At 47.6% G+C, this 26,106-nt stretch carries 31 protein-coding genes; 1 reads left to right on the top strand and 30 read right to left on the bottom strand.

Annotated elements, in window-relative coordinates; translation table 11 throughout:
- Positions 1–184 precede the first annotated feature (184 nt).
- The 4 genes from PJK55_RS04265 to bshB1 are packed head-to-tail and all read right to left on the bottom strand — an operon-like array spanning position 185 to position 4,057.
- A complete protein-coding gene (locus tag PJK55_RS04265; protein ID WP_271304938.1) occupies positions 185–1,147 on the bottom strand; it encodes a biotin--[acetyl-CoA-carboxylase] ligase in 963 nt (320 codons plus the stop codon).
- Complete coding sequence (locus tag PJK55_RS04270) at positions 1,120–2,259, bottom strand: CCA tRNA nucleotidyltransferase (protein WP_271304939.1); 1,140 nt, start codon at positions 2,257–2,259, stop codon at positions 1,120–1,122. The genes PJK55_RS04265 and PJK55_RS04270 overlap by 28 nt, the downstream gene beginning before the upstream one ends.
- Entirely contained in the window at positions 2,256–3,377 is a 1,122-nt protein-coding gene (bshA, locus tag PJK55_RS04275) for an N-acetyl-alpha-D-glucosaminyl L-malate synthase BshA (RefSeq protein WP_271304940.1), read from the bottom strand. Before bshA ends, PJK55_RS04270 begins: the two co-directional genes overlap by 4 nt.
- The gene (bshB1, locus tag PJK55_RS04280) at positions 3,374–4,057 is read right to left on the bottom strand and encodes a bacillithiol biosynthesis deacetylase BshB1 (RefSeq protein ID WP_271304941.1); all 684 of its coding nucleotides are present in this window, start codon (positions 4,055–4,057) and stop codon (positions 3,374–3,376) included. The genes bshA and bshB1 overlap by 4 nt, the downstream gene beginning before the upstream one ends.
- A 112-nt stretch (positions 4,058–4,169) precedes the next feature.
- Here bshB1 and PJK55_RS04285 point away from each other — a divergent pair, with 112 nt between their 5' ends.
- Positions 4,170–5,045: a YitT family protein gene (locus PJK55_RS04285; protein WP_271304942.1), complete on the top strand. Its 876-nt coding sequence runs from the start codon at positions 4,170–4,172 to the stop codon at positions 5,043–5,045.
- A gap of 41 nt (positions 5,046–5,086) precedes the next feature.
- On the opposite strand, the gene PJK55_RS04290 is transcribed toward PJK55_RS04285, so the two are convergent.
- The 26 genes from PJK55_RS04290 to PJK55_RS04415 form a co-directional block, all read right to left on the bottom strand.
- Positions 5,087–5,542, bottom strand: coding sequence for a GreA/GreB family elongation factor (locus tag PJK55_RS04290; RefSeq protein WP_271304943.1), 456 nt, complete (start codon positions 5,540–5,542; stop codon positions 5,087–5,089).
- 61 nt (positions 5,543–5,603) lie between these two features.
- Complete coding sequence (locus tag PJK55_RS04295) at positions 5,604–6,287, bottom strand: zinc metallopeptidase (protein WP_214745364.1); 684 nt, start codon at positions 6,285–6,287, stop codon at positions 5,604–5,606.
- A 38-nt stretch (positions 6,288–6,325) separates the two neighbouring features.
- Positions 6,326–6,943, bottom strand: a complete 618-nt coding sequence (locus PJK55_RS04300; RefSeq protein ID WP_271304944.1) for a DUF1405 domain-containing protein — start codon at positions 6,941–6,943, stop codon at positions 6,326–6,328.
- An 88-nt stretch (positions 6,944–7,031) separates the two neighbouring features.
- Positions 7,032–7,826: a menaquinol-cytochrome c reductase cytochrome b/c subunit gene (locus PJK55_RS04305; protein ID WP_074034621.1), complete on the bottom strand. Its 795-nt coding sequence runs from the start codon at positions 7,824–7,826 to the stop codon at positions 7,032–7,034.
- Between the two features lie 33 nt (positions 7,827–7,859).
- A complete protein-coding gene (qcrB, locus tag PJK55_RS04310; protein ID WP_026826162.1) occupies positions 7,860–8,531 on the bottom strand; it encodes a menaquinol-cytochrome c reductase cytochrome b subunit in 672 nt (223 codons plus the stop codon).
- A gap of 19 nt (positions 8,532–8,550) precedes the next feature.
- A complete protein-coding gene (locus tag PJK55_RS04315; protein ID WP_074034622.1) occupies positions 8,551–9,051 on the bottom strand; it encodes a QcrA and Rieske domain-containing protein in 501 nt (166 codons plus the stop codon).
- 110 nt (positions 9,052–9,161) lie between these two features.
- Positions 9,162–9,602, bottom strand: a complete 441-nt coding sequence (locus tag PJK55_RS04320) for a DUF2487 family protein (protein WP_271304945.1) — start codon at positions 9,600–9,602, stop codon at positions 9,162–9,164.
- Positions 9,603–9,762: 160 nt separating this feature from the next.
- A complete protein-coding gene (locus tag PJK55_RS04325; RefSeq protein ID WP_214691878.1) occupies positions 9,763–10,296 on the bottom strand; it encodes a ReoY family proteolytic degradation factor in 534 nt (177 codons plus the stop codon).
- A 23-nt stretch (positions 10,297–10,319) separates the two neighbouring features.
- Entirely contained in the window at positions 10,320–11,594 is a 1,275-nt protein-coding gene (locus PJK55_RS04330) for a tetratricopeptide repeat protein (RefSeq protein ID WP_271304946.1), read from the bottom strand.
- A gap of 29 nt (positions 11,595–11,623) precedes the next feature.
- Positions 11,624–12,874, bottom strand: a complete 1,251-nt coding sequence (gene aroA / locus PJK55_RS04335) for a 3-phosphoshikimate 1-carboxyvinyltransferase (protein WP_271304947.1) — start codon at positions 12,872–12,874, stop codon at positions 11,624–11,626.
- Positions 12,871–13,926, bottom strand: coding sequence for a 3-dehydroquinate synthase (locus tag PJK55_RS04340; RefSeq protein WP_271304948.1), 1,056 nt, complete (start codon positions 13,924–13,926; stop codon positions 12,871–12,873). Before PJK55_RS04340 ends, aroA begins: the two co-directional genes overlap by 4 nt.
- Positions 13,920–15,083, bottom strand: coding sequence for a chorismate synthase (gene aroC / locus PJK55_RS04345; protein WP_271304949.1), 1,164 nt, complete (start codon positions 15,081–15,083; stop codon positions 13,920–13,922). The genes PJK55_RS04340 and aroC overlap by 7 nt, the downstream gene beginning before the upstream one ends.
- 9 nt (positions 15,084–15,092) lie before the next feature.
- Entirely contained in the window at positions 15,093–15,872 is a 780-nt protein-coding gene (locus tag PJK55_RS04350) for a CheR family methyltransferase (protein WP_271304950.1), read from the bottom strand.
- A 103-nt stretch (positions 15,873–15,975) separates the two neighbouring features.
- A complete protein-coding gene (gene ndk / locus PJK55_RS04355) occupies positions 15,976–16,395 on the bottom strand; it encodes a nucleoside-diphosphate kinase (protein WP_214691868.1) in 420 nt (139 codons plus the stop codon).
- Between the two features lie 91 nt (positions 16,396–16,486).
- Complete coding sequence (locus PJK55_RS04360) at positions 16,487–17,449, bottom strand: polyprenyl synthetase family protein (protein WP_271304951.1); 963 nt, start codon at positions 17,447–17,449, stop codon at positions 16,487–16,489.
- 3 nt (positions 17,450–17,452) lie between these two features.
- Entirely contained in the window at positions 17,453–18,154 is a 702-nt protein-coding gene (locus PJK55_RS04365; protein ID WP_214691866.1) for a demethylmenaquinone methyltransferase, read from the bottom strand.
- Positions 18,155–18,174: 20 nt separating this feature from the next.
- Positions 18,175–18,747 (bottom strand): heptaprenyl diphosphate synthase component 1, encoded by a 573-nt coding sequence (locus PJK55_RS04370; RefSeq protein ID WP_214875556.1) that lies wholly within the window; start codon positions 18,745–18,747, stop codon positions 18,175–18,177.
- A 125-nt stretch (positions 18,748–18,872) separates the two neighbouring features.
- On the bottom strand, positions 18,873–19,145 hold the full coding sequence (locus PJK55_RS04375; RefSeq protein WP_074034634.1) for an HU family DNA-binding protein: 273 nt from the start codon (positions 19,143–19,145) through the stop codon (positions 18,873–18,875).
- Between the two features lie 109 nt (positions 19,146–19,254).
- Positions 19,255–19,965, bottom strand: coding sequence for a hypothetical protein (locus PJK55_RS04380; protein ID WP_214783674.1), 711 nt, complete (start codon positions 19,963–19,965; stop codon positions 19,255–19,257).
- Positions 19,966–19,968: 3 nt separating this feature from the next.
- A complete protein-coding gene (locus tag PJK55_RS04385; RefSeq protein WP_074034636.1) occupies positions 19,969–20,169 on the bottom strand; it encodes a DUF2768 family protein in 201 nt (66 codons plus the stop codon).
- 94 nt (positions 20,170–20,263) lie between these two features.
- The gene (locus tag PJK55_RS04390; protein ID WP_214745386.1) at positions 20,264–21,289 is read right to left on the bottom strand and encodes an NAD(P)H-dependent glycerol-3-phosphate dehydrogenase; all 1,026 of its coding nucleotides are present in this window, start codon (positions 21,287–21,289) and stop codon (positions 20,264–20,266) included.
- Positions 21,290–21,306: 17 nt separating this feature from the next.
- A complete protein-coding gene (gene der, locus PJK55_RS04395) occupies positions 21,307–22,617 on the bottom strand; it encodes a ribosome biogenesis GTPase Der (protein WP_214691863.1) in 1,311 nt (436 codons plus the stop codon).
- A 138-nt stretch (positions 22,618–22,755) separates the two neighbouring features.
- Positions 22,756–23,904, bottom strand: a complete 1,149-nt coding sequence (gene rpsA, locus PJK55_RS04400) for a 30S ribosomal protein S1 (RefSeq protein WP_271304952.1) — start codon at positions 23,902–23,904, stop codon at positions 22,756–22,758.
- 155 nt (positions 23,905–24,059) lie between these two features.
- Entirely contained in the window at positions 24,060–24,683 is a 624-nt protein-coding gene (locus tag PJK55_RS04405; protein ID WP_271304953.1) for a lysophospholipid acyltransferase family protein, read from the bottom strand.
- Positions 24,680–25,354, bottom strand: a complete 675-nt coding sequence (gene cmk, locus PJK55_RS04410) for a (d)CMP kinase (protein WP_271304954.1) — start codon at positions 25,352–25,354, stop codon at positions 24,680–24,682. Before cmk ends, PJK55_RS04405 begins: the two co-directional genes overlap by 4 nt.
- 74 nt (positions 25,355–25,428) lie before the next feature.
- Positions 25,429–26,094: a flagellar brake protein gene (locus PJK55_RS04415; RefSeq protein WP_271304955.1), complete on the bottom strand. Its 666-nt coding sequence runs from the start codon at positions 26,092–26,094 to the stop codon at positions 25,429–25,431.
- Positions 26,095–26,106 lie beyond the last annotated feature (12 nt).

The raw sequence follows: 26,106 nt of genomic DNA on the forward strand, positions 1-26,106 counted from the left end.
GCCTTCTTACACGGTTGGCAAGAAGGCGCACGAAAAACAATTTCATGGTTTTCATGAGTAGTGTCCTTCTGTCCCTGTCAAAATGATCAAGGCAGACAACTGATTGTGACAGTCTGCAAGCGCGGTACACTTCAAAAACTGATAGCGTCCGACACATTAAGTATAGTCGATGGTCTCGCTTTCATCAATCATTCCACACTGCAATCTCAGCAGAATAGACCGGTTCAACCTTTCCTTCTTCTTCAAGAAGCAACGCGCCCTCTTCGGATATCCCTCGCATGACCCCTGTACGAGAAGTACGAGAAGCGTTCAACGTGATTTTTTCATTCAAGTAGGCAGCATATTGCATCCAATTGACCCGAATCGGATCAAAACCACTTTCGAGGAATCGGTCATATTCGACTTCAAGTTCAGCCAGTAATTCAGCCAACAGTTCACTTCGACGGAATCGCTTTCCGGTCTCTAGATAGAGAGAAGTGGCCCGATGAGTCAACTCGTCTGGAATCTCCTCACCATTGACGTTCATCCCGAACCCTAAGATGACGGCCTGAATCCGGTCGCCTTCCGTCTGCATCTCTGTCAAAATGCCACCGATTTTCTTCCCATTCAATAATAAATCATTCGGCCACTTGATCATGACATCAAGATTTCGATGGTTGAGCGCTCGTGCGAATGCGCTCGCTGCCATCAACGTGAGTTTCGACGCGTCTCGGATCGGTAAATCGGGTCTTAGGATGATGCTCGCCGCAATATTGACATGTTTCGGATTATGCCAATGACGACCGAGTTGTCCTCGTCCGGCAGTCTGTTCCTCACTGATGACAATCGTCCCTTCCGACACATGCTGTTGTGCCAATTCATGGGCGATTCGTTGTGTCGTATCGACTTGTTCATACGCATGGACTGTCTGACCGAATCGACCTTTACGGAATGAGACAAATGCTGGTTCATCCAGACGGTCACTCTGTTCGATCAGTTGATATCCTTTACGGGGAATGGTATGGATCGCATATCCGTCTTGCTTCAAGGTTTCGATATGTTTCCAAATAGCGGTACGTGAAATATTCAATTGACGCGCCAATTCTTGTCCGCTCCACACTTCCCCATTTTGTAATAATGTCAAGACACGCCCGCGCGTTGAAGCCATCGTCTCGCCTCCTCTTTTAATACGGTCCCGTAATTCGGAATCTCTTGTGAAATGACACGTCGTTCGAGATCAAGCAATAGATGCTTGATCGCCTCGCCTGTCGCACCGAGTTCGAGCGCATCCCGTCCATTGAATTTCAGTTCTTGGCGTGACTGGATTGGGAGTGACTCCTTCAGTTCACGACTGCGGTCTGGTTCACCATTCATTTTAAAGTAGGTCGAGAGAGTCCGCTCATCCGTCGTATATACCGTCATCACATCGAGTCCGGTCTCACAGAGCTGCGCAAGCACTCGAGCCTCCCGCTTAATCGCATTCGATCGTTTCCATGGCAGTAGCCATGCCTCATCTTTTGCGTGATAGAGGAAGATGGCCCATCCACTGACCGCATTCACTGGAGTGCGATCATCTTGTTGCACCCGTTGCATCAGTTCAGTCGTCACGTTGGGTAGATGCCGATGGATGCCGAGCTCGACCATCTCTGCTAACGCTTTTCGATAGGCCGGTCCCGTCAACAGTTTCTCAAACTCGATTGCGATGCGTTCCATCGCGATTTGTTCAAGCTTATGACTAAGCGAACTCGCTGCGTGACGCAATTCTTCGTGTAATGTGAAGTCGAGCTGAGACATGAAACGGAGCGCACGCATGATGCGAAGGGCATCTTCACCAAACCGCTCGAAAGGACTCCCGACCGTGCGAATGATGCGTTCATCTAGATCGTGTTGCCCTCCGAATAAATCGACGACTTGTCCATCATGAAACGCCATCGCGTTCATTGTGAAGTCACGACGTAACATGTCCTCTTCAAGCGATACACCGAGTGCAACATGATCCGGACGTCTTGAATCTGAATATGATCCTTCCGACCGGAATGTCGTCACTTCGAACGGATGATGGTCGATGATGACCGTGACCGTTCCATGTTCGATGCCGGTCGGGACCGATTTCGGGAACAGCGCCATCACTTCTTCCGGGAAGAGGGACGTGGCCAAATCGATATCGTCAGGCAAATTTCCAAGGACATAGTCCCGAACGGCTCCACCGACGATATACGCCTCGCCTCCATGTTGTTCAATTGTCTCGATAATCTGTTTTGCATACTCCCATTCTGTCATGATGTCACCACCTGTTCATACAAGCGTTCATATTGTGTCACGATGTCTTGTGAGGCGAATCGTTTCGATTTCACCAACCCGTTTTGTCTGAAACGCTCCTGTAACGTTGCGTCTGTCAACAGCTGTTGCATGGCCATAGCAGCTTTCGTTGCATTGCCTCGTGGAACGACGAACCCGTCCTCACCATCCGTGATCACTTCAGGTAGTCCGCCTGCGTCACTGACGACCGACGGGACTCCCGTTGCCATCGCCTCGAGTGCCACAAGTCCGAACGCCTCTTTATCTGATAACAGGACATGGACGTCACTAATGGAGAGCAGTGCAGCGACTTGCTCTTGTTTACCAGCAAAGATGACTTGATCTTCAAGCCCCATCTCCGTCACGAGACGGCGCATGGAACCCATGAGTGGACCGTCTCCGACGAGTAACAATTTTTTATGCGGGACATCCATCTTGTCGAACGCCTCGAGGACGAGGTCGACACGTTTGACGGGACGGAAGTTTGAAATATGGATCACGACCCGGTCGTCTGTCGTTAAGCCGTATCGTTCCCGTAAGGTTGGGTCGAATTGTGGGGTGTACACCGATTCATCAATAAAGTTGTGAATGACTTGAATCGGCAAATTACTAGCAATCCGCTCCTCCGTCTCCCGTTTCAAACTGTGCGAGACAGCCGTAATCGCGTTGGATTGGCGCAACCCATATAAAATCGCCGGTTTCAATTCTTCATCCTCACCGAGAACGGTGATATCGGTTCCGTGTAGCGTCGAGACGATTGGCGTCTTCACACCGGCCATCTCACGCCCGAGTGCGGCACACACGGCATGTGGTACGGCATAATGCGCATGAATGACATCGAGCCCGAATGACTGGATGACACTCGCAATTTTCGCGGAGAGTGTCATATCGTACGGTGGATAGCGAAAGACCGAATATTGGTTGATTTCGACTTGGTGGAACGTGATATTCGGATGATAGGCGTTCAAACGAAACGGCATACTGCTCGTAATGAAATGAACGTCATGTCCTCGGTCCGCAAGCTTCATGCCGAGTTCCGTCGCTAAAATCCCCGAACCACCGACAGATGGATAACACAGAATTCCGATTCGATACGTCATGTGAGCTCACCTGCCCGTTTGACGACATACGGTCGCACCCGTTTCAATCCTTCCGCATACGACACGCCGATCAAGCTCCCAAAATGGCGTTCACGGGCAATGACCCGTTCCACGTATGCATCGGTGAGCGGTGTTTTCACCCCATCGACTGGAGTGAACTGGCTTGCGTAACATTGGAGTGCCCGTGTCTTCACTTCAATCGTGTCACTAATATCTACACATACATCCGGCTCGACATGAGCATTGATCATATATTGATATACACTTTCTGGTCGATATGCCGGAAGCTCCGGTAAATATTTTCGAATACCCGCGTTGAACAACGCCTCTGTCACGAGATAAGCACATGCCGCATGGTCCGGATGGCGGTCGACTTCATATGGATACAACAAGTGCGTTGGACGCTCACGTCGAATCAAGGAGACGATTGCCTTGAGCTGTTCTTCTCCCCCGTCAATTCCCCGGTCTTTAAAGCCGAGATTGATTCGGCGGACACCGAGCACGTCATCTGCCACACTGGCTTCTTGTTGTCTCGTTTCTACATCACCATTTGAAGAAAGTTCCGCTCTCGTCAAATCGACGTAAACGACCTCAATCTTCTCTTTCGTCCATTGGGCGGTCATCCCTGCAATCCCGATCTCGATATCATCTGGATGTGCCCCGATGGCTACTACTTTCATTTACATCACCTCTTCTTTGAAAAGTATAGCCGACTCGTTTCTGAATGTCATATGTTCAGGGTAGTCAATCGAACTGTTTTTCGAGTACTCTATCTAAGGGGAGGTGAACCTGATGACGGTACAATTACCGATTCGTGTTCGAAATATTATATTCATCTTAATAGGTTCTTTTATTTTTGCATTCGGCGTTTATCACTTCAACGTCCAAAACAACTTGGCAGAGGGTGGATTCACCGGGATCACCTTGATTCTACGTGGTCTCTTTGATATCTCGCCTTCCATCACGAACTTGGCGTTAAATATCCCACTCTTTTTCATGAGTTATAAGTTGTTAGGGCGAACGACTTTCGTCTATACACTTATCGGGACATTCTCATTTTCATTTTGGTATGCACTCATCGCTAAATATTCTACACTCGTCATCGACTTGACGGATGACATGGTGCTCGCAAGTTTGTTTGCCGGTCTCTTTATCGGAGTCGGACTCGGCATCATCTTCAACAATGGCGGAACGACGGGTGGTGTCGATATCATCGCGCGACTCGTACAACGCTATATCGGCTGGTCGATCGGAAAGACGTTCCTCATCTTTGACTTCTTTGTCATCGTTCTCAGTTTGACGTATCTCGATATCCGCGAGGCGATGTATACGCTTCTCGCTGTCTATATCGGGGCACGTGTCATCGACTCAATGCAAGAAGGAACGTATGCCGGTAAGGCGGCGATGATCATCAGTGACCACCGGACTGCCATCGCCGACGGTATTCATGCGACGATGAACCGCGGCACGACAAGACTACTTGCCAAAGGTGGCTATTCGAACCGCGAACTTGAAGTTCTGTATGTCGTCGTCGGGCGAAATGAAGTGAATCGCTTGAAGACGATCGTCAAACAGATCGATCCTCATGCGTTCGTCACATTCCATCACGTCTATGAAGTGGGCGGAGAAGGCTTTACGTTCGATGAGAATCGAATGCCGCTGAAATAAGCAAAAAATCGCCTCGTTCACAGGAATGAACGGGCGATTTTTTATGGCTCAATGTTGAGCACCTCAACTTGAATCGTGCCTCCTGGCGTTTCGATTTGAATCGTTTGACCGACAGTCGCCCCCATCAAACTAAGACCGAGTGGTGATGTCATCGAAATGCTTCCTCGTTCAAGATCCGCTTCTGCCTCACTCACGATTCGATAACTCTCGGTATCCTCGTCGCCTTCACGAATCACGACCCGATTCCCGAATGTCACGACTTCTGACTGTTCGGATTCGACGATTGTCACGTCGGCAAGCAGGCGCTCAAGGTCTTGAATATCCGCCTCTACCCGCTCATATTCCCGTACCGCCTCAGTATAGGTGACATCTTCTCGAAAATCACAAAATTTCCGCGCTGTACGTATACGTTCACGAGCATCCGTCCGATCCTGTCTTAACATGGCTAGTTTATTTTTCAATTGCTCATGACCGTTCTCTGTCAATTGCGGTTTCATCAACAACATTTCCTTTCATCAAAAAATAAAAAAACCCCGCCGATTTTGACGGGATTTCGTTCTACTCCTCACGTGGCATGAAGACGATGAGCGCCAAACGGATGAGTTCGGCAACGGCAACGAGCGTTGCAGCCACATACGTCCATGCTGCGGCATTCAATACTTTCCGTGCGCCAGACTCTTCTGTCGCCGTCACGATTCCGTGTGACGTCAACTGAGCCATCGCCCGTTTCGAAGCATCGAACTCGACCGGGAGCGTGATCAATTGGAACACGACCGCACCGAGCATCATGATGACACCAAGTTGTGCCAATCCGAGTGCACCGAACAAGAAACCACCGAGTAATAATGGGAACGACAAGTTCGACGTGATATTGACGACTGGAACGAGACTATGACGAACGCGCATCATCTTATAGTCGGTCGCATCTTGAATGACGTGACCGATTTCGTGGGCCGCGATGGCTGCCGACGAAATCGTCGAACCTTGATACACTTCACGAGAGAGACGGACAACTTTATTGACCGGGTCATAGTGGTCGCTCATGAGTCCATCAACCATCTCGATTCGTACATTGTGGACACCGTTTTGTTTCATAATGAAATCAGCGACTTGTGCGCCAGTGACACCGCTTTGAAGCGGTTGTTTTAAAAACTGTTTGTACGTGCTTTTCACTCGCATCTGGGCCCATAAGGGGATGAGCATAATCAATGCAAGATAGAAAATATAGCCACCTAATGACATTTTCTATTTCACCTCTGCGTGTATTTGATAATTTGATTTTACATTCTTATGAACTTATTTTCAAGCGAAGGGCGCAGGACGAACGCATATCCCATAAAAAAACATAATCCCGTTAACCAAAACGAGCCGTAGCCGATCCACATGATATGTTCCGCGAGTGACGGATAGCGCGGCCATTGACCAAGCACATAATCAACTACGTCATTATGAATTACCCAAATCAATGTACAGACAAACGATGTAATCGTCCATTTCATAAAAGGTGCGTAGATGAGTGCTTGAAGCGCCATCGCTCCATGAGAAACCATCAACATGACCGCCATTAAGATGGTGATGGTCGGTGCATCCACGGGTAACGTTCCTAAAAACATGATATTCATGATGACGGCCCAGACCCCGTATTTGATTAAGGTAATGAACGCAAGCGTCTCGAATAGCGGAGAACGCTTCTTCACAATCCATAATCCGAGGACGATCGTAAAGAAGAGGGATGCTGTCGGGCTGTCCGGGACAAACGGCCAATATACGTATGGGGTGTCACGAAGTTGAGGCTCATACCAAATATAACCGTAAATCGTACCGCCTAAGTTGATGACAAATAATAGCGCCAGTACGATTCGATTCATTAAGAAAGTGTTTAAAAACGTCGGGTTCATGTTCTCATCCTTTTTTCTTTAGTTTATCGCAATACGAATACATAAGTAAAAAAAGTGTAGCCTGGTTTCTCAGGCTACACTTTATGGCTTACTCGTTATTTTCGCCGCCTTCACCATATGAAGCGATGAACTCAGATAGTACTTGTAAATCTTCAGGTGAGCCGTCCCACTGACCAGCAGGCATCGTCCCAATCCCGTTTACAGCGATATCCGCAATCTCTTCAGCTGTATACTGTGTTCCGACGAGTGCTGGAGCTGCTGCTCCACCTTCTAGGTTTTGACCGTGACAGTTCACACAAGATTGAGCTGAATAAATCTCATATCCTGGTGCAGCTGTATCAATTTCAGGACCTTCACCTGGAATTTGAAGTTCACCTTGAGCGTGGACTTGATCCCAGTGTGTCGTTTGAACAGATTCCCAAGTCAAGTAGAAGACCGAGAGAATACCGAGCAACATGAAACTGATGGCGACTGGACGTTTCGCCGGACGACGCTCGAGACCTTGGTCAAGCCAAGGCGCGATGAGAAGTGCCGTGAACGCCAAACCTGGAATGATGACCGTACCAAGCAAGATCCAGTCTCCTGCAGCGAATTGATATTTGAGTAATTGATACAAGAACAAGAAATACCAGTCCGGTAACGGAATGTATGACGTGTTCGTTGGATCGGCGATATTTTGAAGCGGTGGTGCTTCGACGATTGTCAAAGCGATGAAGCCGATCAAGAAGACCGACCCTACCATCCACTCTTTAAGCAAGAAGTTCGGCCAAAACGCCTCTGTGCGTCCTGGGTATTCTGAATAGTCTTTTGCAATGTTTTGTTTCCGATTCGAGATTCCTACTCGAGAGTCGGTTACAAATTTCATCCCTTTACCGCGATGCATATCGTTTCTCCTCCTTTTTCTCCTCGAATCGGCTTATAGCGGTCCAGAAATACCTTGTTTACGAATCATCAAGAAGTGGGCCCCTAGTAATCCGAACAATGCAGCCGGTAAGAAGAAGACGTGAATCGCAAAGAATCGTGCGAGCGTGCTCGCCCCGACAATCTCACCACCGGCGAGAAGTGTCTTCGCAATACCACCGATGACCGGTACACTTTCAGCGATTTGAAGCGTAACTTTCGTTGCGAACAATGCTTTCATGTCCCATGGAAGCAAGTATCCTGTAAGTCCAAGCGCCAAGACGACGAAGAACAAGAGAACACCGACGACCCAGTTAAGCTCACGTGGCTTCTTATACGATCCCGTGAAGAACACGCGGAGCGTATGTAAGAATAACATGACGATGGCAACGGATGCGCCCCAGTGGTGCATCCCACGAACGATTTGTCCGTGTGCGATTTCATTTTGCAAATAGTATACCGACGCGTGCGCGTTGATGATATCTGGTACATAGTACATCGTCAAGAACATCCCCGAAAGGATTTGAATGACGATTGTAAAGAACGTCAAACCGCCAAAACAATAGACAAATGCAGAGAAGTGATGAGCAGGGTTGACGTGTTCCGGTACTTCATGGTCTGCGATATCGCGCCAGAGCGGTGTGATGTCTACGCGTTCATCGACCCAATCATAAATTTTTTGTAACATCGGCTAGTTCCCCCTCTCATTACTGAGCGACTGGACTACCTAAGTATAGGAAGCCGTCTTTTTCTTCTTTTTCATAACGTGCAAGTGGTGCTGTTGGTGGTGTACCCGGGATGTTCGTTCCATCTTTTTCGTAACGTCCTAAGTGACACGGACAGAAAAATTCTTGTGGACGAGTCGGATCACCCGCAAAAGCTACCTGACAGCCGAGGTGTGTACAAATCGGAGAGAGTGCGATGATTTCGCCACTTTCTGTTTTGTATACCCATGCCGAAAGCGTTTCTTCAAATTCGTACCAAGCATCTTGTGTTTGTTTCTTAAAGTCGACACGTTGCGGCTCAGTCGTGATGTCATCAAGACTCATTACTTTTACTTTGTCGCCTGCTCCAGATTTTTTCAAAACCGGATCGATCGCAAAGTTGACCATCGGACTGATCAATGTTGCCGCCATAAAGCCACCTACTCCAGTCAGTGTGTACGTTAAGAACTGACGGCGCGTGACTTTTGACCCATTTTGAGCCATTTCGTTCCCCCCTCATTCGTGTGCATAACCCCATAATTCTTTATGCATTCTTCACAAAAATTTCTCACTCAACAAAATAGTATATCAATAAAACCTCTACGTCAACCGCTTCATGTCGCCATCCAACGGCTCGAAAGTTCCGTGATAACTTGTGTCGCAAAATTTTGAACCATCGTGTGCGCCTGATCGCTCGACATCGCTCCTAGCGCAAGCGGTGGTACGAACAACATCGGCAAATCATATGGCTTGAAACGGACGTCTGACGCAATAAACAAAACGTGAGAAAAACCGGATGATTCCGCTTTTGCCACCACATCTTTCGCCAGTTCCACACCAGCTTCCACATCGGTGTAACTAAGCGTTGGGCTGAGCATCGTCCGACCAGATAATTGACGTTCTGTCTCAACCGTGACGGCATGAATGACTTCATAGCTTTCGGCTTTACGAACCATATCCTCACCAAACGCCAATTCTGCGAGCGGAACGATGAGCGTATCGACGTATTGTCGTTCGGCAATCGAGCGCAGTGCCCCCTGACTATCGAACCTCATCTTTTCCCTCCTCTCCAACTTATCTCATCATGTCTATTGTATCGTACATGACTTCGTTCACGTTTCAAACTTATGAACGAACTGTGAAATAATTGTGTATTCCTACGTTATTAATATACCAAAAAACAAGCGCTAACCGGAACGGAAGCGCTTGTTTTTTTCAAAATAATTTAGATTCCCGTACTTGGTGGAGTTGACTCGTCAAATTGCGGAATAAGTTCTCATCCCGACGGTCGAGCGCTTTATCGATTTCAATCAATAATCGCTCTTCTTCGAATTGGGCAACGGAAGCTTGAATGACCGTCTGAGCAGAAGACGATACTTCATCTTTCACTTCCGCCACCGGTTCAAACGGATTTTGCTCCACGATGTCAATCCAATTCTCATCAATCATCATGCCTTGAAAATTCAATTCCACATAAATTGGCCCATCGTGCAGACGGATGTCATGATAAGCCTTTTCAGGATTCATGGTCACAAGGTCTCCCCGTCGATATCGAAACGGTTCACCATCAAATCCATACGCCGTCATCACAAGACTACGTGGGGAGACCGAGGCGTTTGTTACGAAATGAACGTTGCCAAGCTTATCTGGATGTCTCAACCAGTAGTCAAGAATCCATTTCGCTTCACGTTTCCGAAGTGTATGATGAGCGACAAATCGCTTCAAAAAATTCCGTTTCCGCTCGACCATCTGACCTCATTCCCTTCCCTTTATCATTCTACGTCATCAGACAATTGTTCGAGCTGGACTTCGAGCACTTGGCGATCTTCAAGATCGACCACCAGTGCAAGCGATTGCTCGACCACACGTCGCGCGTCTTGTCTACGACCTTCCTCTATCAACAGTGTAGCCCATTCTGTCACAAATGACACGTCCTCTTTCATCATCGGCTCAATCGAGGCATATAAACTGACAGCTTCGTCATATTCCTCGAGCTCATATTTCGCCTTCGCCTTGTACCAAGTCATCAGCGGTGACGTCGTATGATCTTCGAGTGCATCTATTGTTTCGAGGACGTCATCAATTTCTCCTGCTTCGAATAAAATCGATAAGATCAATTCTGTCGCTTGTAGCGATTCCGGATTCAACACGAGTGCTTCTCGAAGCTCTTTAACGGCTCCATCGCGATTACCAAGTTTGAGGAGCAATTTCGCTTTCACGTGACGAAGTTCGTCATTATAGTCGTCGCGCGTGATTCCTTGATCGACGATTTCAAGCGCTTCTTCCGTCTGACCATTCGCGTCCAATGCTTCGGTGTAAGGAAGATAGAGCGAGGTAAAGTCCGGGTCCATCGCCTGAAGCTCTTTAAACTGCTTGATGGCAACTTCCTCTCGACCGATTCGATGTGCGGTCATCGCATGTCCGAAGACGGTATTTAAATTACGATGTGTTGCTTTCTCATACTCATCGAGCGCTTCTTCGAACGACCCAACCATTGTGAGTGCTTCCGCATAGTCAGCTTGGTAATCGATTTCGGACGGCAAATTCATTTTAGGTAGTCGTGCATAGAGCGGGATAGCCTGCTCGAACGACCCGGTCGAAGCGTACAATTCCGCCAACCCATAAATGAGTAACGGTTCGTCCGGATTCTTTTCAAGAGCTTCCATCAATTTTTTCACGGCTACCTCATCGAGCCCTTGAGATTGATACAAATCAGCCAATAAGACAAGACTTCTCACTTGCGTCTCCGCGTCATCTGACTTGACCTTCTCTAATACAGCAATTGCCTCTTCTTCACGGTCACTGTCTAAATATGCCTCCGCGAGTGAAAGGGCGACGTTTGGGTCACCTTCGTAATCCACGTACAATTTTGAAAGGACTTCTGTCGCTCGGTCGGCAAGACCAAGCTCTAAATACAAATCAGCGATCGCTAAGCGATCGTCATCCGACCCATCTTTCTCAAGTTCTTCTATATGCGCAAGAGCATGTTCAGTCTCTCCTGATTCAAGCATCTCGATAATATGTGTTAATGCTGCTTCATCTAGCATATTTCGTCCTCCTGGCCATCGGTTTGTCGTTATTCTATCTCACGTTGAATCTGTTGTAAATCTTGACGGAAGCCGGGATAGCTGACATCGGACGCATCAATGTCTTCAATTTGGATGGTTTCATCCGTGACGAGTGTAGCGACTTGTAACATCATCGACAGACGATGGTCACCATGCGCCGAGACGTGTCCGCCGTGAAGACGACTCGGTTTTACAATAAACCCGTCCTCTTTTCCAACGATGTCCACCCCTAATTTCCGTAACTCTGATACGACCACGTCAATCCGATCCGTCTCCTTCACCCTCAGTTCCGCTGCGTCGTTCACGATTGACGGAGAATTTGCCTGTGAAGCGACGAGTGCGAATAACGGCAATTCATCGATTTGTGAAGGAATCATATCCCCTTCTACGACCGTCCCAGACAATTCACTTGTCGTCACCGTGACGTCACCGACCAATTCCTCCCCGACGGTTCGTTCATTGGAAATAGCGACATTTGCTCCCATCCGTTCGAGCGTCCGCAAAAATCCGATTCGCGTCTCATTCAAACAGACGTCCGTCGTCGTGACGGAGCTATTCGGCACGATGGCCGCCCCTGCCCAGAAGAAGGCAGCCGACGAAGGATCTGCCGGTACATCGACCGTCGCGCCCCTTAGTCGAGAGGGTTCGACACGAATGATTCGTTCCTCTTTTTCCGCATCAACAGTGAGTTGCGCCCCAAAGAGCGGCAACATTCGCTCGGTATGGTCTCTAGACAACATCGGCTCACGAACAATCGTCGTCCCTTTCGCACGTAACCCGGCAAGGAGGACGGCCGATTTCACTTGAGCACTCGCTACCGGTAACGTATAGTCGATGGATTGTAACGGTTTTCCTTCAATCATGATTGGCGCCAGATCACCTTTCACGTCCGCTCCCATTTCACGAAGTGGTGCGTTGACACGTTGCATCGGACGTTTTGACAACGACTCATCTCCCACGAGTTCAAATGACCCGTCATACCCCGATAAGAGCCCAATCAATAAGCGCATCGTTGTCCCTGAGTTCCCGCAGTCTAATTGTGCCGAACGTGGTGACTTGACCCCCGTGATGAGGAGTTCGTCTTGTTTTTCGATCACTTCTGCTCCGAGTGATCGAATGATTTCGAGCGTTGAGCGACAATCGGCACCGAGAAGTGGATGCACGACGCGCGTCGTCCCAGTCGCCATCATGCCGAATAAAAGCGCACGATGAGTGATCGACTTATCACTTGGCACACGGATTGAACCGTTTAAACTCATTGTTCCCACCATCCTTTCATCTGTTCAAATGTATGTTCAAGGTGCTCGAGCGGCATAGATTCAACGACAATCGTGTCATGGAGTAAGACGAACCGAATTTCGCCGTGACGATTCTTTTTATCACGAACCATTTTTTCGACATATTGCTCGAACGGTTTCCAGTCAATCGGTGTGACATCGTTCAGACGAATCCATTCAAACAACCGTTTCGCCCGTGTCTCGTCTCCCGATAGTAAAAAGGCAAACACCATCCCATGTAACACCGCTTCTCCGTGAGGGATACGGTACGCCTCGACGGACTCAAGCGCATGACCGAACGTATGCCCGAAGTTCAGCCAAGCGCGAATACCTTGCTCTTGCTCATCTTTCTCGACAACTTCTCGTTTCACTTCAATGCCGCGTGCGAGCCATGTGACCCAATCCAGTTCCTGATGTTCAGAAAGAGCGGAAAACAAGTCGTCCTCGAAAGAGGATTCGAGGACGTAACGTGATAAATACGCATGTTTCAATAGTTCACCGAGACCGCTCCGAACTTCTTGGATCGGCAAGGTATGAAGACGAGAAACATTATAATAGACACCGATCGGTTGATAGAATGAGCCAATCGCATTTTTCGCAAGCGGATGATTGACGGCGACTTTACCACCGACAGCCGAATCGTGTGCCAAAATCGTCGTCGGGACTTGTATGTAAGGAACACCACGCATGTAGACACTCGCTAAAAAACCGGCCAAATCACCAATCATCCCGCCACCGAAAGCGACAATCAGAGTATGACGGTCGCATCCGTGTCTCAATCCTTCTGTGACGAGCTGTTCGAGTTGCGATAACGACTTCGACGCATCACCCGCCTTGACGACAGATGAGACGACGCATGGATGGACTTGCTTCAACTTTGTAAGGAACGATTCCCCGTAAAGCGCGTCGACCCTTTCATCCGTGACGACCCAGAGCATCGGGTAACGTGACCAATCATTTGTTTCCATCCAGCGGTCTTGATCGTCGACGACAACCTGATACGGGGTCGATGCCGCGATTGGAATGGTCACCATACTCGTAACTCCTCTCGATACTCATCGATTCGGTGTTTTATTCGGTCCATCGTATCATGACCGAACGTCTCACATACTTCCTTCGCCATTTCAAACGCAATGACCGCCTCGACGACGAGTGATGCTGCAGGGACAGCACACGAATCGCTCCGTTCGATTTGAGCGAGGAATGCCTCTTTCGTATCAATATCGACTGATTGAAGAGGCTTATAGAGTGTCGGGATTGGTTTCATGACGGCTGAACAGATAATCGGCATACCCGTTGTCATCCCGCCTTCAAAGCCACCAAGGTGATTACTGAGCCGGGTATATCCTTCGTCTCCATATGCAATCGGATCCATCACTTCAGAACCGGGACGGAATGCCATTTCAAAACCATCTCCGAACTCTACGCCTTTAAATGCGTTGACACTTAAGACCGCCTGCGCAATTTTGGCATCCAATTTACGGTCGTACTGCACATATGAACCAAGACCTGGTACGACACCATGGACTTCCGTACAGACAATGCCGCCAATCGAGTCTCCATTTTCCTTAGCCTCATCGATGCGACGCATCATCCGCTCAGCAGCTGCTTCGTCAAGCGTCCGAACTGGTGAGGCGTCAATCACTTCTTTTGCTTCTTGAAGCGATTCAAACGTACGCATTGCCGCCTGTTCACCACCAATCACTTTGACGTAACTGAAAAGGGACACCCCGACTTGTTGAAGCAATTGCTTACAAAAGGCACCGACCGCGACACGTGCCGCCGTCTCCCTTGCGCTCGAACGTTCCAAAACATCCCGCAAATCGCGATGGTCATACTTCATTCCACCGACTAAGTCGGCATGCCCTGGTCTCGGCCGTGAGACTCGTCGCTTGATCTCAACATCCTCTTCGATTGGCTCGGCTTGCATGACGTGCTTCCAATGGGTATGGTCTTTATTCTCAATCCAGAATGTGATTGGTGCGCCTGTCGTTTTACCGTGACGTATACCAGAACGAACATCTACTTGGTCTGACTCGATTTGCATGCGACGTCCTCGGCCATATCCCGACTGACGTTTTTTCAACTCTAGGTTTATTTGATCTAAATCTATAGCGAGACCGGCAGGGGCACCTTCAATGATGACCGTCAGTCCCGGACCGTGTGATTCACCAGCTGTCAAATAGCGCATCTGTTCACCTCATCCATCTATTTTTTCGTAAAAGAAGCTTTGTTTCATCGCATAGCCGTAACGCTTCGGCTGGAAGATTTGTTCGGTTCCACCGACAAACAAGATTCCTCCTGGACGAAGGGCACGTTGAAACGACGTATATACTTTTTCTTTCGCTTCTTCCGTAAAGTAAATCAATACGTTTCGACAAACAATCAAATCAAAGTTCCGTTCATACACGTCCGCTAGTAGATTGTGTTTTTTAAACGTCACGAGTTGTTTGATTTCATCCGAAATGAAATAGTCGTCTCCACGACGCGTAAAGTATCGGTTTCTAAACTCATCTGGCAAGTCGATCAGTGCACGTTCGTGATACTTCCCTTGTTTCGCCTTTTCGATGACAATGTCATCTAAATCAGTGGCCATAATGGAAAATTGAGAAGGTGCCAGATGTTTAGACAATAACATGGCGAGCGAGTATGGTTCCTCTCCTGTCGAGCACGCTGCACTCCACACACGGAGTTTCCCTTGACTCGAGCGAATTAGGTGAGGCAGGATATCTTCCTCAAGCTGTTGCCAACGTATCGGATTGCGATAAAACTCACTCACGTTAATCGTCATTCTGTCAAGGAACTCTTCATAGAGCTGGCGATCTGTATCCATCGCCTTTAAGTATTCAAGGAACGACGCATATCCCTTCTTTTCGCGTAAGGCGACCATCCGACGCTTCATCTGCGCCTCTTTATATAAATTCAAGTCAATTCCAGACTTGATATAAAACTTTTTTACGAAGATGGCATAATCATTCATCACCAATTTCAACCTCAATTCTTTCTCATTTCCTCTTTCTTCTGACCACAAGCTTTTAAAAGGGAATCAAAAAAAGGACAGGTTTCCCCGTCCCTTCGAAAAGTCATGAAACGTGTGAGGCAACTCCTGCGAACCAAAGTGCCAATTCGCGTTCCGCGCTGTCCACACTATCAGAACCATGAATTACGTTTTGTGACATCGTCGATGCAAAATCACCACGAATCGTTCCAGGTTGTGCATCAAGCGGCTTTGTCTTCCCGATCATGAGACGAGAGACGGCTACGATGTCTTCCCCTTCCCATTCCATCGCGACGACCGGACCAGAAGTCAAAAACTCAACCAATTCACCAAAGAACGGCTTTTCTTTATGCTCTGCATAGTGTGCCTCTGCGACCTCAACTGACGGTGTCACCATTTCGAGACGGTTCAATGTATATCCTTTGTTTTCAAAGCGTGAGATGATTTCCCCAATCAATCCACGTTTTACCCCATCCGGTTTAACCATTAAAAATGTCTTTTCCATTCCCCAAATCCCCCTAAGTCAATAAATGTGTACGTTGTACGTATTTAGTGTACACGCTCCTGCACATTTTTGAAAGGGGTTACATGGGCATTTACCATTTACGCTTCCCGATATATTGAGCAATTTCAATCAAAGATCGTTTGTCAGGCACATCTGGCAACCTATCGAGTCGTCGGATGGCGCGTTCAACGTATCGGTCAATCGTGCGTTGGCTTCGTTCTAACGTTCCATTTCGTTGCACTTCACGAACAAGTGATTTCGTCATCTCCATGTCTGTCGATGCACTCACTTGACGGAGACGCTCGTAAAAGGTTGGATCCTCCGATGAATAGAGTAGCGGCAACGTCTTATGACCATGCTTTAAATCTTCTCCGACCGGTTTCCCGAGTTGAAAACTCTTTGCCGTGAAATCGAGTAAATCATCGGTCATTTGGAACGCCATCCCAATGTCATATCCGAATAGGCTTAGCTGTTTGACGACTTGAGGTGACGCTCCTGAAATAACAGCGCCCGCCGCACAACTCGTCTCAATCAAAAGGGCTGTCTTTCGTGCAATCCGATCTAAATATCGCTTAGGTGATTGACCCCAGTCATATTGATCTTGGATTTGATTGATTTCGCCGACGCAAATTCGTTCCATCGTGTCCGCCATGATTCGCATCACTTCCGGAGAATCGATTTCGGATACGAGACGAATCGCCTCTCCGAATAACGTATTTCCGGTATACATCGCAACGGTCTCATCATATCGCTCCATGACGGTCGGTTTCCCCCGACGAAGGATTGCATCATCGATGACATCATCATGTACGAGCGATGCCATATGAATCAACTCAAGACTTGAGGCAACTTTCGTCAAACGGATATCTTTCGTCTCACCGAATCCTGCACTCAATAAAACGAAAGCTGGTCGGATGCGTTTACCACCAGCATCGAGTAGTTGGCGAGATGCCGATTCAATAACAGGGTGGTCCGTCCTGACTCGAGTTGATAAAAATTGATCGATTTGATCAATCTCTCGATTCATGTGACGGTAAAGTCGCTTCAAAGACATGTTTCACCACTTCTTTCCTAGATGCATGGCACATGCACCTCCGGAGAATGTCTTCACTTCGACTTGTTCGAACCCGGCATCTTCAAACATGCGCTTGAGCGTCAGACGGTCAGGAAACTGATCGGTCGATTCTTGTAACCATTTGTATTGGTCATATGACCCGGCAAATACTTTGCCGAACAGAGGCATGACCGTCCCAAAGTAAAATCGATACAATTCCTTAAAGACGGGTGCCGTCGGTTGACTCGTTTCAAGACAGACGACCGTTCCACCCGGTTTTAAAACACGATGCATTTCACGCAAAACCGTCATGTAATCCGGAACGTTCCGAAGTCCGAATCCGATTGTGACGTAATCAAACGAATGATCTCCAAACGGTAGCGCCATCGCATTCCCGTGCAATAACTCAATCGTCGGCATTGATTTTACTTTTTCCTCCCCAACTTTCAGCATATTCTCTGAAAAGTCGAGACCTTTGACGACCCCCGTATTTCCAGCAGCTTCAGCCAATTGAATCGTCCAGTCGGCTGTGCCACAACAAACATCTAGACATTTAGCCCCCGGAAAGACGTTCATTTTCTTCATCGTTGTCCGACGCCACCATTTGTGAAGTCGGAAGCTGATAATCGAGTTCATCGTATCGTAGCTCGGAGAAATGGACTGAAATACTTCGTATACTTTTTGCTCTTTTTCTATCGGTTGCAACGCGTAACATCCTTTCCGTTCTAAGCGACTGCATGCGCGAGCAACGTATTAAGCTGCTCCTTTTGGTCCTGTCTGAGCGCTGTCGCTTTCTTATCAATCATTCGTTTCCCACTTGTTGTCAAATAAGGTTGTTCAATCAGTTCGGAAAGTGTTTGAATCAATCCGACGTTCGCTTCGATCCAAATGTTCATCGAAACGTTTTTATCGAGCAGTAATGTACACTTTGCAGCATTGACACGTTGTACAGACTGTCCGAATCGATCGCTATACGACGCTGGGAAAGCCGTCAAGATTTTATAAAACTGAGCCGAAGCAAAATCGCCCGCGAGCACTTTTAATTGGCGCTCTAGCGACCCTTTCGGACTACTGTTCACTTGATCATGTAATTCGAGCGCCTGATGAGCGAAATAAGTTGCCATCACGAGTTGTCGATGCTCAATCGATTCCAAATCAATCATCTCGACCATCCAACGAAGCAACAGCATGTCGACCGCTGGTACAACCTCGTGTTTCGTCAAATAGGGATGATTCATACGTTGTTGGATTTGACGAGCAAGGTCTGTGACAACGAATTCATTTGTCAACTGTTCCATGCTATCCCCCCTCGTCCACTTCATTGTCATTCTGACATAGTATAGCACATTTTTGTCACATTCACGTCATTCGAACTCGCAAACGAAACAAAAAAGCCGCCTTTCGGCGACTTATGTATTGCAGATTACTTGACCGCATCTTTGAGCGCTTTACCTGCTTTAAATGCAGGAACTTTGCTCGCTGGGATTTCGATATCTTCTTTTGTACGTGGGTTACGACCTTTACGGGCAGCACGTTCACGAACTTCAAAAGTACCAAAACCGATCAATTGAATTTTTTCACCGTTTTGGAGTGCTTCAGTGATAGATTCGAAAGTAGCTTCTACAACTACTGTAGCTTCTTTTTTCGAAACATTTGCTTTCTCCGCTACTGCTTGGATCAATTCAGTTTTGTTCATCACGATTCACCTCCTCTCACTAGGAGTTTACGGGATTAATCATATCGTACAAACGTTGATATGACAACATTTTTTGCGTGAATTCACGACATTCACCATCAAAACAAGCTCAGTTGTTTAAAAAAACAACTTCTCCTTGTTCATCTATTGTATAGCCTTGTGAATAAGCAGGGGCGAATGGAGCGTCTTCATACAGCAAATAACGAATGTCTTCGCCGATTTCTGGCGACTCATCCGTATTTCGAAGCGCTTCTTTCACGTCTTCTCGATAGTCCACAAATAGTTGTCCGGTACCGTCTACGTAGATCGGGAGTTCACGATCCGAGTACGGACTTGGGATGACCGGCTCTTCTGTGACAAATATTTTGTCGTAATCGAGCGTGAACTGGTTTTTCCCGAGCGAGCCATCGAACGGAAACTTCCCTTCTTTTGCCCGAAACGCATTAATATTTGTCTGAAGCTGTTGAAGACGCTCCGATACACGCAAATCAATCAATTTGACGGTCGGTTCCGTTTCGACATCGACGAGAATATACTGGAACAACCCACCGCCCTCAAAGCTATTCCCTGGAGGGTCTGCTAAATATCCTGGTACGAGCCGGGCAAACTCGATTGGATAACGCTCCATAAGCGGCGTTTCCGCTGGTTTTGTTTTAATGGGCAAGACGCCAGATTGTTCACGATATGCATCGACCGCACTTTGTACGGTATTCAATTGGTCTTCATACGGAATATTGTTAGCTCGTTCCGAGTCCGGAAACATGCATCCTGCCAACAAAGTCGTTAACAGTACGCTAACAGCGATGATGCTCTTTTTCATGGTCTATCCTCCCGTCGGTCCTGAGACGACGACAAAAATCATAATAACTGTCCCAAATAAGAAAATGATGAACGCAATCAGGCGCACAAGTGTCGCAAACCATCCGGTCAGTTTCGTGTGACTGATGGCGACCATCAGTGCAGCGATGGCAAAAGCACCAATCCCCGCAAATGAAATCCACATTTTGATGAGTGACGGTGTCACGTCTATCCCCCTACTTTCTCTATGTTCTCCAGACTTCAAGTGTAGCAAAAAAAAGCGAGGAACTGAACGAAAACGTCAGCTCCTCTCCGAAGTATTATTCTTCAAAATGAAATACTTGTTCCATCTCATGCTTTTGTGGGCGTCTCATAAGTTTTTTCACTTCATCATGAGGGCTCTTTTCTTCAAATAGCACGTTATAGAGCGCTTCCGTGATCGGCATTTCGACGCCCGCTTCTTTTGCGAGCGAGTGTGCTGCCTCACAGGCACGGACACCCTCGACGACCATTCCCATGTTTCCAAGAACGTCTTCAAGCTTTTCGCCGCGTCCGATCGCATTGCCGGCACGCCAGTTTCGGCTATGTTGCGACGTCGCCGTCACAATCAAATCCCCGATTCCTGTCAATCCAGAGAAAGAGGCCGGATTGGCTCCGAGCTTCACTCCAAGTCGAGCAATTTCCACAATCCCACGTGTCATGAGGGCAGCTTTTGCATTGTCCCCATAACCAAGTCCGTCGGTCATACCTGCAGCAAGAGCGATAATATTTTTAAGCGCCCCGCCATACTCGGCACCGACGACATCCGAGTTCAAGTAGACACGGAATTGATCGTTTGTAAGCAGCTCCTGCACTTCGTCAGCGACATCGAGGTCCTCACAAGCAATCGTGATTGTCGTCGGTTTCCGCACTGCAACTTCTTCAGCGTGAGTCGGCCCAGTCAAGACACCGATAGCCCGACGTTTCGACGGGTCGATTTCTTCCGCAATGATCTCCGAAAGGCGTTTGTGCGTTTTCGGTTCAATCCCTTTTGCGGCATGAACGATGGTGACCGGTTCCTTCAACATGGTGTTCAACTGTTTCGAGACAGGACGAATCGCCGAGCTTGGGACGACAAGGAAGACGATGTTGCGTCCGTCGAGCGCTTCCTTCAAATCTGTCGTGGCCCGAATCGATTCCGGTAACGGTGCGTCTTTCAAATAAAACGAGTTTGTATGAGACGAATTGATTTCGTCCACATGCTCTTGTTCACGTCCATAGAGCAGGACGTCATGACCATTATCCGCTAATACGAGCGAGATGGCCGTTCCCCAACTTCCCGCTCCAATGACAGCTACATTTGCCATAAGTGGCACCCCCGTTATTAGTTTTTCTGACGAGCCACGATATGAATCGGCGTCCCGGTGAAGTCAAATGCTTTACGGATTTGATTATCTAAATAACGTTTATACGAGAAATGCAACAATTCAGGATCGTTGACGAACAAGACGAACGTCGGCGGCTCGATGGCAACTTGAGTCGCGTAGTTGATCTTCAAACGTTGTCCTTTATCTGTCGGTGTCGGGTTCATCGCGACCGCATCGACGATGACATCGTTCAATACGCTCGTCGAAATCCGACGACGATGTGTTTCTGCCACTTGCTTGATGACAGGCAACAATGTTTGCAACCGTTTCGACGTAAGTGCCGACAAGAAGACAATCGGTGCATAATCAAGGAACAAGAATTCTTTGCGAATTTCCTCTTCCATCTTCTTCATCGTCTTATCATCTTTTTCGACTGCATCCCACTTGTTGACGACGATGACAATCGCCTTCCCGGCTTCATGGGCGAGACCGGCAACACGTTTGTCTTGCTCGATGATTCCTTCTTCACCATCGAGGACGACAAGGACGACGTTTGACCGTTCAATCGCCTTTTGCGCGCGCATGACGCTGTAACGTTCTGTCGATTCGTATACTTTCCCGCGTTTGCGCATACCTGCCGTATCGATGATGACATACTCTTGTCCGTCACGTGTGAACGGTGTATCGATGGCATCACGCGTCGTTCCAGCGATGTTTGACACGATGACACGGTCTTCGCCAAGAATTGAGTTCGTCAAACTAGACTTCCCGACGTTTGGACGACCAATCAACGAGAACTGAATGACGTCTTCGTTATATTCAAATTCATCCTTTTCAGGAGCAAGTTCGAACACTTGGTCTAACAAGTCACCAAGTCCTAACCCGTGTGTACCCGAAATTGGGAACGGATCGCCGAATCCAAGTGAATAGAACTCATACATGAGATCTCTCATTTCAAAGTTATCCACTTTGTTGACGGCAAGGACAATCGGTTTGTTCGAGCGGAACAACAAGTTCGCTACTTCTTCATCGGCTGCTGTGATGCCTTCGCGACCGTTCACCATGAAGATAATGACATCCGCCTCATCGATGGCAAGTTCAGCCTGATGACGCATTTGTACGAGCAACGGCTCGTCTCCTACTTCGATCCCACCTGTATCAATCAAATGGAACTTACGGTTGAGCCACTCTCCTGTACCATAAATACGGTCACGTGTGACACCTGGTTTATCATCGACGATTGAGACACGATCTCCGATGATGCGGTTAAAAATTGTGGATTTCCCGATATTCGGGCGGCCAACGATGGCCACTGCTGGAATTCCCATAACAACACCTCACTAATCTTTCTATCAAAATTTCATCATTTCAACATTTCGAAACGCAACTTACCTATCATATCACAGGCAAAATTAAGTGACCATACAAAAAGAAGCGGGAGCATGACTCCCGCTTGAACGATCATCTTATTTAGAGTCGTCCGAAGATTCATCACCTGTCAATTCAGAGACAGAGAATCCTCCTTGGTCGCTGTATTCGTCGAGTAACGCTTGGTCATCATCTTGACGAGTCGGTTCAGATGATTCGAGTGCACGCATCGACAATGAGATTTTCTTATCATCAAGATGAACGTCTAATACTTTGACTTTCACTTCTTGGCCTTCTGATAACACTTCAGATGGCGTTGCGATGTGACGGTTCGCGATTTGCGAGATATGAAGGAGACCTTCCACTTGTGGTGCGACCTCGACGAACGCACCGAACGTCACAAGACGTTTGACAGTTCCTTCGATCACATCACCCGGTTGAATTTTCCCTTCAATCGTTTCCCACGGACCTGGTTGTGTCTCTTTAATCGAGAGCTTCACTTTTTCATTATCTAAGTCGAGACCAAGGACTTTCACTTTGACGCGGTCGCCTTCTGTAACGACATCGCTCGGCTTCTCAACACGGCTGTGCGCCATTTCTGAGATATGGACGAGACCGTCCACACCACCGATATCAACGAACGCACCGAAGTCCGTCAACCGTTGAACCGTTCCTTCGATCACTTGACCGACTTCGAGCGATTCAAGCGTCTCTGATTTTTTGGCACTCATTTCTGCTTCGACAACTGCTTTATGTGACAAGATGACGCGATTTTTTTCGCGATCAATCTCGACGACTTTTACGGTAATTGGTTTGTTTAAATAAGACGAGAAGTCTTCGACAAAGTGACTTTCGACAAGAGATGCCGGGATAAATCCACGAATTCCGATATCGACGACAAGGCCACCTTTGACCTTATCTTTCACCATCACTTCAAACACTTCGCCCGATTCGAATTTCTGGACAATTCGATCCCATGCTGCCTCAGCATCGACGTCTTTTTTCGAAACGACCACTTCTTCGTCCGTGACTTTTTTAACTTTGACACGAATCTCGTCGTTCACTTGGAGTGATTCGTTTAAATCGTCTAGATGCATGCTTGATACTTCGCTAATTGGCAAAATCGCTTCGGTTTTATAACCGATATCGATCAGCGCTTGCTTATCCTCGATTTTGACAACTGTTCCGGTCACAATTTGACCACGATTAATTTCAAAATCAGGCATATCTTTCATTTCTTCGACCATTCCAACACTACCCCCTCACGATGAGTACAAAAAGGAGCGCCCTGAGGCGCTTACACCTAGTATAAATCTCTTATAATTCCGAGAATTTGTCAAGGCGTTATGAAGATTGTACCTCTATTGAAAGAAGTTTAAACCTCAATTCCCTAAACCTATAATTACTTCGTGAATGAATGTTTCAAATAGAGGTCGGCGATTGTATCCATGATTAAGTCGGCTGCCTCTTGTGCGTTCGCCTTACGTTCCTTCAAAGGAGCCAAATCAATCGGCTTTCCAATGACGACACGCAATTTCGCACGAAACTTATATCTACCAATGATGGCAATCGGTAAAATATGCGCGTCCGAACGCATCGCAAAGAAACCAACCCCAGCTTGCGCCTTTCCTAACGTCCCATCTTTTGAACGTGTACCTTCAGGAAAGATCGAGATGACCTCATCTTCTTTTAGCTTTTGAAGAACGACACGTAGCGCCTGACGGTCACCTTCCCCACGTGATACCGGGATTTGTCCCGCACGGTTCAAAATATGCTTCAATACAGGAACGTTGAAAAGTTCTTTTTTCGCAAAGAATCGTAATGGGCGCTCTTTCGGAATCGCACATGCGAGGAGGACCGGATCCCAGTTCGACTGGTGGTTCGAACAGACGAGGATTGACCCATCTTTCGGGACATGTTCGCGTCCGATGAACTCGACACGAAACGATGCGCGTTGAATGATATTCACGACGCCTCTCGCCAGCCGATACATTCCAAACGGACCATTGTTCAACGGTTTACTCATGCTCTCACCTCTTCAATTAATCGTTCAATCGCCGTGACGACCCCATCAATCGACAACGTCGTCGTATCGAGATAATGAGCATCTTCAGCTTGACGGAGAGGCGCGACCTCACGCTCTGAATCACGTTTGTCACGAAGGGCGATTTCTTCCTTCAATCGCTCGTAATCACTCGGGATTCCTTTCGACACATTTTCCTCATGACGACGGCGCGCCCGTTCTTCGACCGAGGCAGTCATAAACACTTTCAAATCTGCGCTCGGTAACACATGCGTGCCGATATCGCGCCCATCCATGACGACACCGCCATGCTTCGCTAAACCACGCTGTAAATCCATCAAGGCATTCCGTACTTCCGATTGACGAGCGACAAAACTCACATTATTCGTCACTTCACTAGAGCGAATGACATCTGTCACTTCTTGTTCGCCATCGAATACACGTTGCCCTTCTTCAGATGGCACGAGACGAATCGACATGTTCTCGATCATCTTTGCAAGTGCGGGACCATCTTCAAGATTAACCCCTTCGTTTAAAGCACGATATGTGACTGCTCGATAAATCGCACCTGTGTCTATATAGACATAGCCCAATTGTTTCGCCAACGACTTGGCGATTGTACTTTTCCCAGCACCAGCCGGTCCATCTAAAGCAATTTGTAACGATTTTTTCATACAAAACGGGTATCGAGTGTGCCCGATACCCTCCTCCTCTCGGTCTATAATCCCGAGAACATCATAACAGTTTTTTATCTTGAAGAAAATACAGACCCTATCCGCTTACGCGCTTCAAGTTGAACGCGGAAACAGTATCGTAAAATCGTCTCCTGATCACGAGGGGTCAAATCTTCGAACGCCATGGAAAGCTCTTGCTTCACTTCTTGTTCATGTATCCGTACTAAACGACTCTTCACACGAAAGAGTTGTGGCACACCTTGCTCGTCTTCAATCCGAAAAACGACGATGAGTGATTCATCCACTTCGACAGGTGCACGGTTCGCAATGATTTTCATGCCACCAGCCGATACGTCAAGCGATGTCGTTTCAAACGACTCAAAGTCTGCCCCGTCCGCCGCAACGACTGTCACGTCAATCATTTCAGGAACGCGCAAATATTCTCGTCGTTGAATCCGTTTGACTTTCTTCTCATCCGGCATCTTGAAAGCATAGCGAATCGTCATCTGCGCATCACTGATTCGCTTCGCAACTTTCGTATCAAATGCGAACAATTGGTTGTCTCCTTTGAAAAAGTAAACACGCATCTCTTCTTCTTCATGTAAGAAGAAGGTTTTGAGCGTCGTCATGTCACTTGGTGATTCAATCCAAACGATTTGATCCACAATGGCAGCAATCTTTGTTTTCCCCTCATTCCGTCCTTCTACTTCGATTCGTAATTCTTGTCCTTCTTTCAGCATACGCATGCTCCC

Source organism: Exiguobacterium sp. MMG028 (genome assembly GCF_027947425.1).
GTDB classification, from domain to species: domain Bacteria; phylum Bacillota; class Bacilli; order Exiguobacteriales; family Exiguobacteriaceae; genus Exiguobacterium; species Exiguobacterium aestuarii_A.

Excerpts from the sequence above, each read along its gene's own strand:
- PJK55_RS04285 (WP_271304942.1), top strand. The coding sequence starts at position 4,170 with ATGACGGTACAATTACCGATTCGTGTTCGAAATATTATATTCATCTTA.
- PJK55_RS04405 (WP_271304953.1), bottom strand. The coding sequence starts at position 24,683 with ATGAGTAAACCGTTGAACAATGGTCCGTTTGGAATGTATCGGCTGGCG.
- PJK55_RS04265 (WP_271304938.1), bottom strand. The coding sequence starts at position 1,147 with ATGGCTTCAACGCGCGGGCGTGTCTTGACATTATTACAAAATGGGGAA.
- rpsA (WP_271304952.1), bottom strand. The coding sequence starts at position 23,904 with ATGGTCGAAGAAATGAAAGATATGCCTGATTTTGAAATTAATCGTGGT.
- PJK55_RS04290 (WP_271304943.1), bottom strand. The coding sequence starts at position 5,542 with ATGAAACCGCAATTGACAGAGAACGGTCATGAGCAATTGAAAAATAAA.
- PJK55_RS04340 (WP_271304948.1), bottom strand. The coding sequence starts at position 13,926 with ATGGTGACCATTCCAATCGCGGCATCGACCCCGTATCAGGTTGTCGTC.
- PJK55_RS04390 (WP_214745386.1), bottom strand. The coding sequence starts at position 21,289 with ATGGCAAATGTAGCTGTCATTGGAGCGGGAAGTTGGGGAACGGCCATC.
- qcrB (WP_026826162.1), bottom strand. The coding sequence starts at position 8,531 with ATGTTACAAAAAATTTATGATTGGGTCGATGAACGCGTAGACATCACA.
- PJK55_RS04295 (WP_214745364.1), bottom strand. The coding sequence starts at position 6,287 with ATGTCATTAGGTGGCTATATTTTCTATCTTGCATTGATTATGCTCATC.
- PJK55_RS04370 (WP_214875556.1), bottom strand. The coding sequence starts at position 18,747 with ATGGAACAGTTGACAAATGAATTCGTTGTCACAGACCTTGCTCGTCAA.
- ndk (WP_214691868.1), bottom strand. The coding sequence starts at position 16,395 with ATGGAAAAGACATTTTTAATGGTTAAACCGGATGGGGTAAAACGTGGA.
- PJK55_RS04350 (WP_271304950.1), bottom strand. The coding sequence starts at position 15,872 with ATGAATGATTATGCCATCTTCGTAAAAAAGTTTTATATCAAGTCTGGA.
- PJK55_RS04315 (WP_074034622.1), bottom strand. The coding sequence starts at position 9,051 with ATGGCTCAAAATGGGTCAAAAGTCACGCGCCGTCAGTTCTTAACGTAC.
- PJK55_RS04415 (WP_271304955.1), bottom strand. The coding sequence starts at position 26,094 with ATGCTGAAAGAAGGACAAGAATTACGAATCGAAGTAGAAGGACGGAAT.
- PJK55_RS04320 (WP_271304945.1), bottom strand. The coding sequence starts at position 9,602 with ATGAGGTTCGATAGTCAGGGGGCACTGCGCTCGATTGCCGAACGACAA.
- PJK55_RS04330 (WP_271304946.1), bottom strand. The coding sequence starts at position 11,594 with ATGCTAGATGAAGCAGCATTAACACATATTATCGAGATGCTTGAATCA.
- PJK55_RS04380 (WP_214783674.1), bottom strand. The coding sequence starts at position 19,965 with ATGAAAAAGAGCATCATCGCTGTTAGCGTACTGTTAACGACTTTGTTG.
- PJK55_RS04270 (WP_271304939.1), bottom strand. The coding sequence starts at position 2,259 with ATGACAGAATGGGAGTATGCAAAACAGATTATCGAGACAATTGAACAA.
- aroA (WP_271304947.1), bottom strand. The coding sequence starts at position 12,874 with ATGAGTTTAAACGGTTCAATCCGTGTGCCAAGTGATAAGTCGATCACT.
- cmk (WP_271304954.1), bottom strand. The coding sequence starts at position 25,354 with ATGAAAAAATCGTTACAAATTGCTTTAGATGGACCGGCTGGTGCTGGG.
- PJK55_RS04375 (WP_074034634.1), bottom strand. The coding sequence starts at position 19,145 with ATGAACAAAACTGAATTGATCCAAGCAGTAGCGGAGAAAGCAAATGTT.
- aroC (WP_271304949.1), bottom strand. The coding sequence starts at position 15,083 with ATGCGCTATTTGACAGCTGGTGAATCACACGGTCCGGGACTGACGGTC.
- der (WP_214691863.1), bottom strand. The coding sequence starts at position 22,617 with ATGGGAATTCCAGCAGTGGCCATCGTTGGCCGCCCGAATATCGGGAAA.
- PJK55_RS04305 (WP_074034621.1), bottom strand. The coding sequence starts at position 7,826 with ATGCATCGCGGTAAAGGGATGAAATTTGTAACCGACTCTCGAGTAGGA.
- PJK55_RS04325 (WP_214691878.1), bottom strand. The coding sequence starts at position 10,296 with ATGGTCGAGCGGAAACGGAATTTTTTGAAGCGATTTGTCGCTCATCAT.
- PJK55_RS04300 (WP_271304944.1), bottom strand. The coding sequence starts at position 6,943 with ATGAACCCGACGTTTTTAAACACTTTCTTAATGAATCGAATCGTACTG.
- bshA (WP_271304940.1), bottom strand. The coding sequence starts at position 3,377 with ATGACGTATCGAATCGGAATTCTGTGTTATCCATCTGTCGGTGGTTCG.
- PJK55_RS04360 (WP_271304951.1), bottom strand. The coding sequence starts at position 17,449 with ATGTCTTTGAAGCGACTTTACCGTCACATGAATCGAGAGATTGATCAA.
- bshB1 (WP_271304941.1), bottom strand. The coding sequence starts at position 4,057 with ATGAAAGTAGTAGCCATCGGGGCACATCCAGATGATATCGAGATCGGG.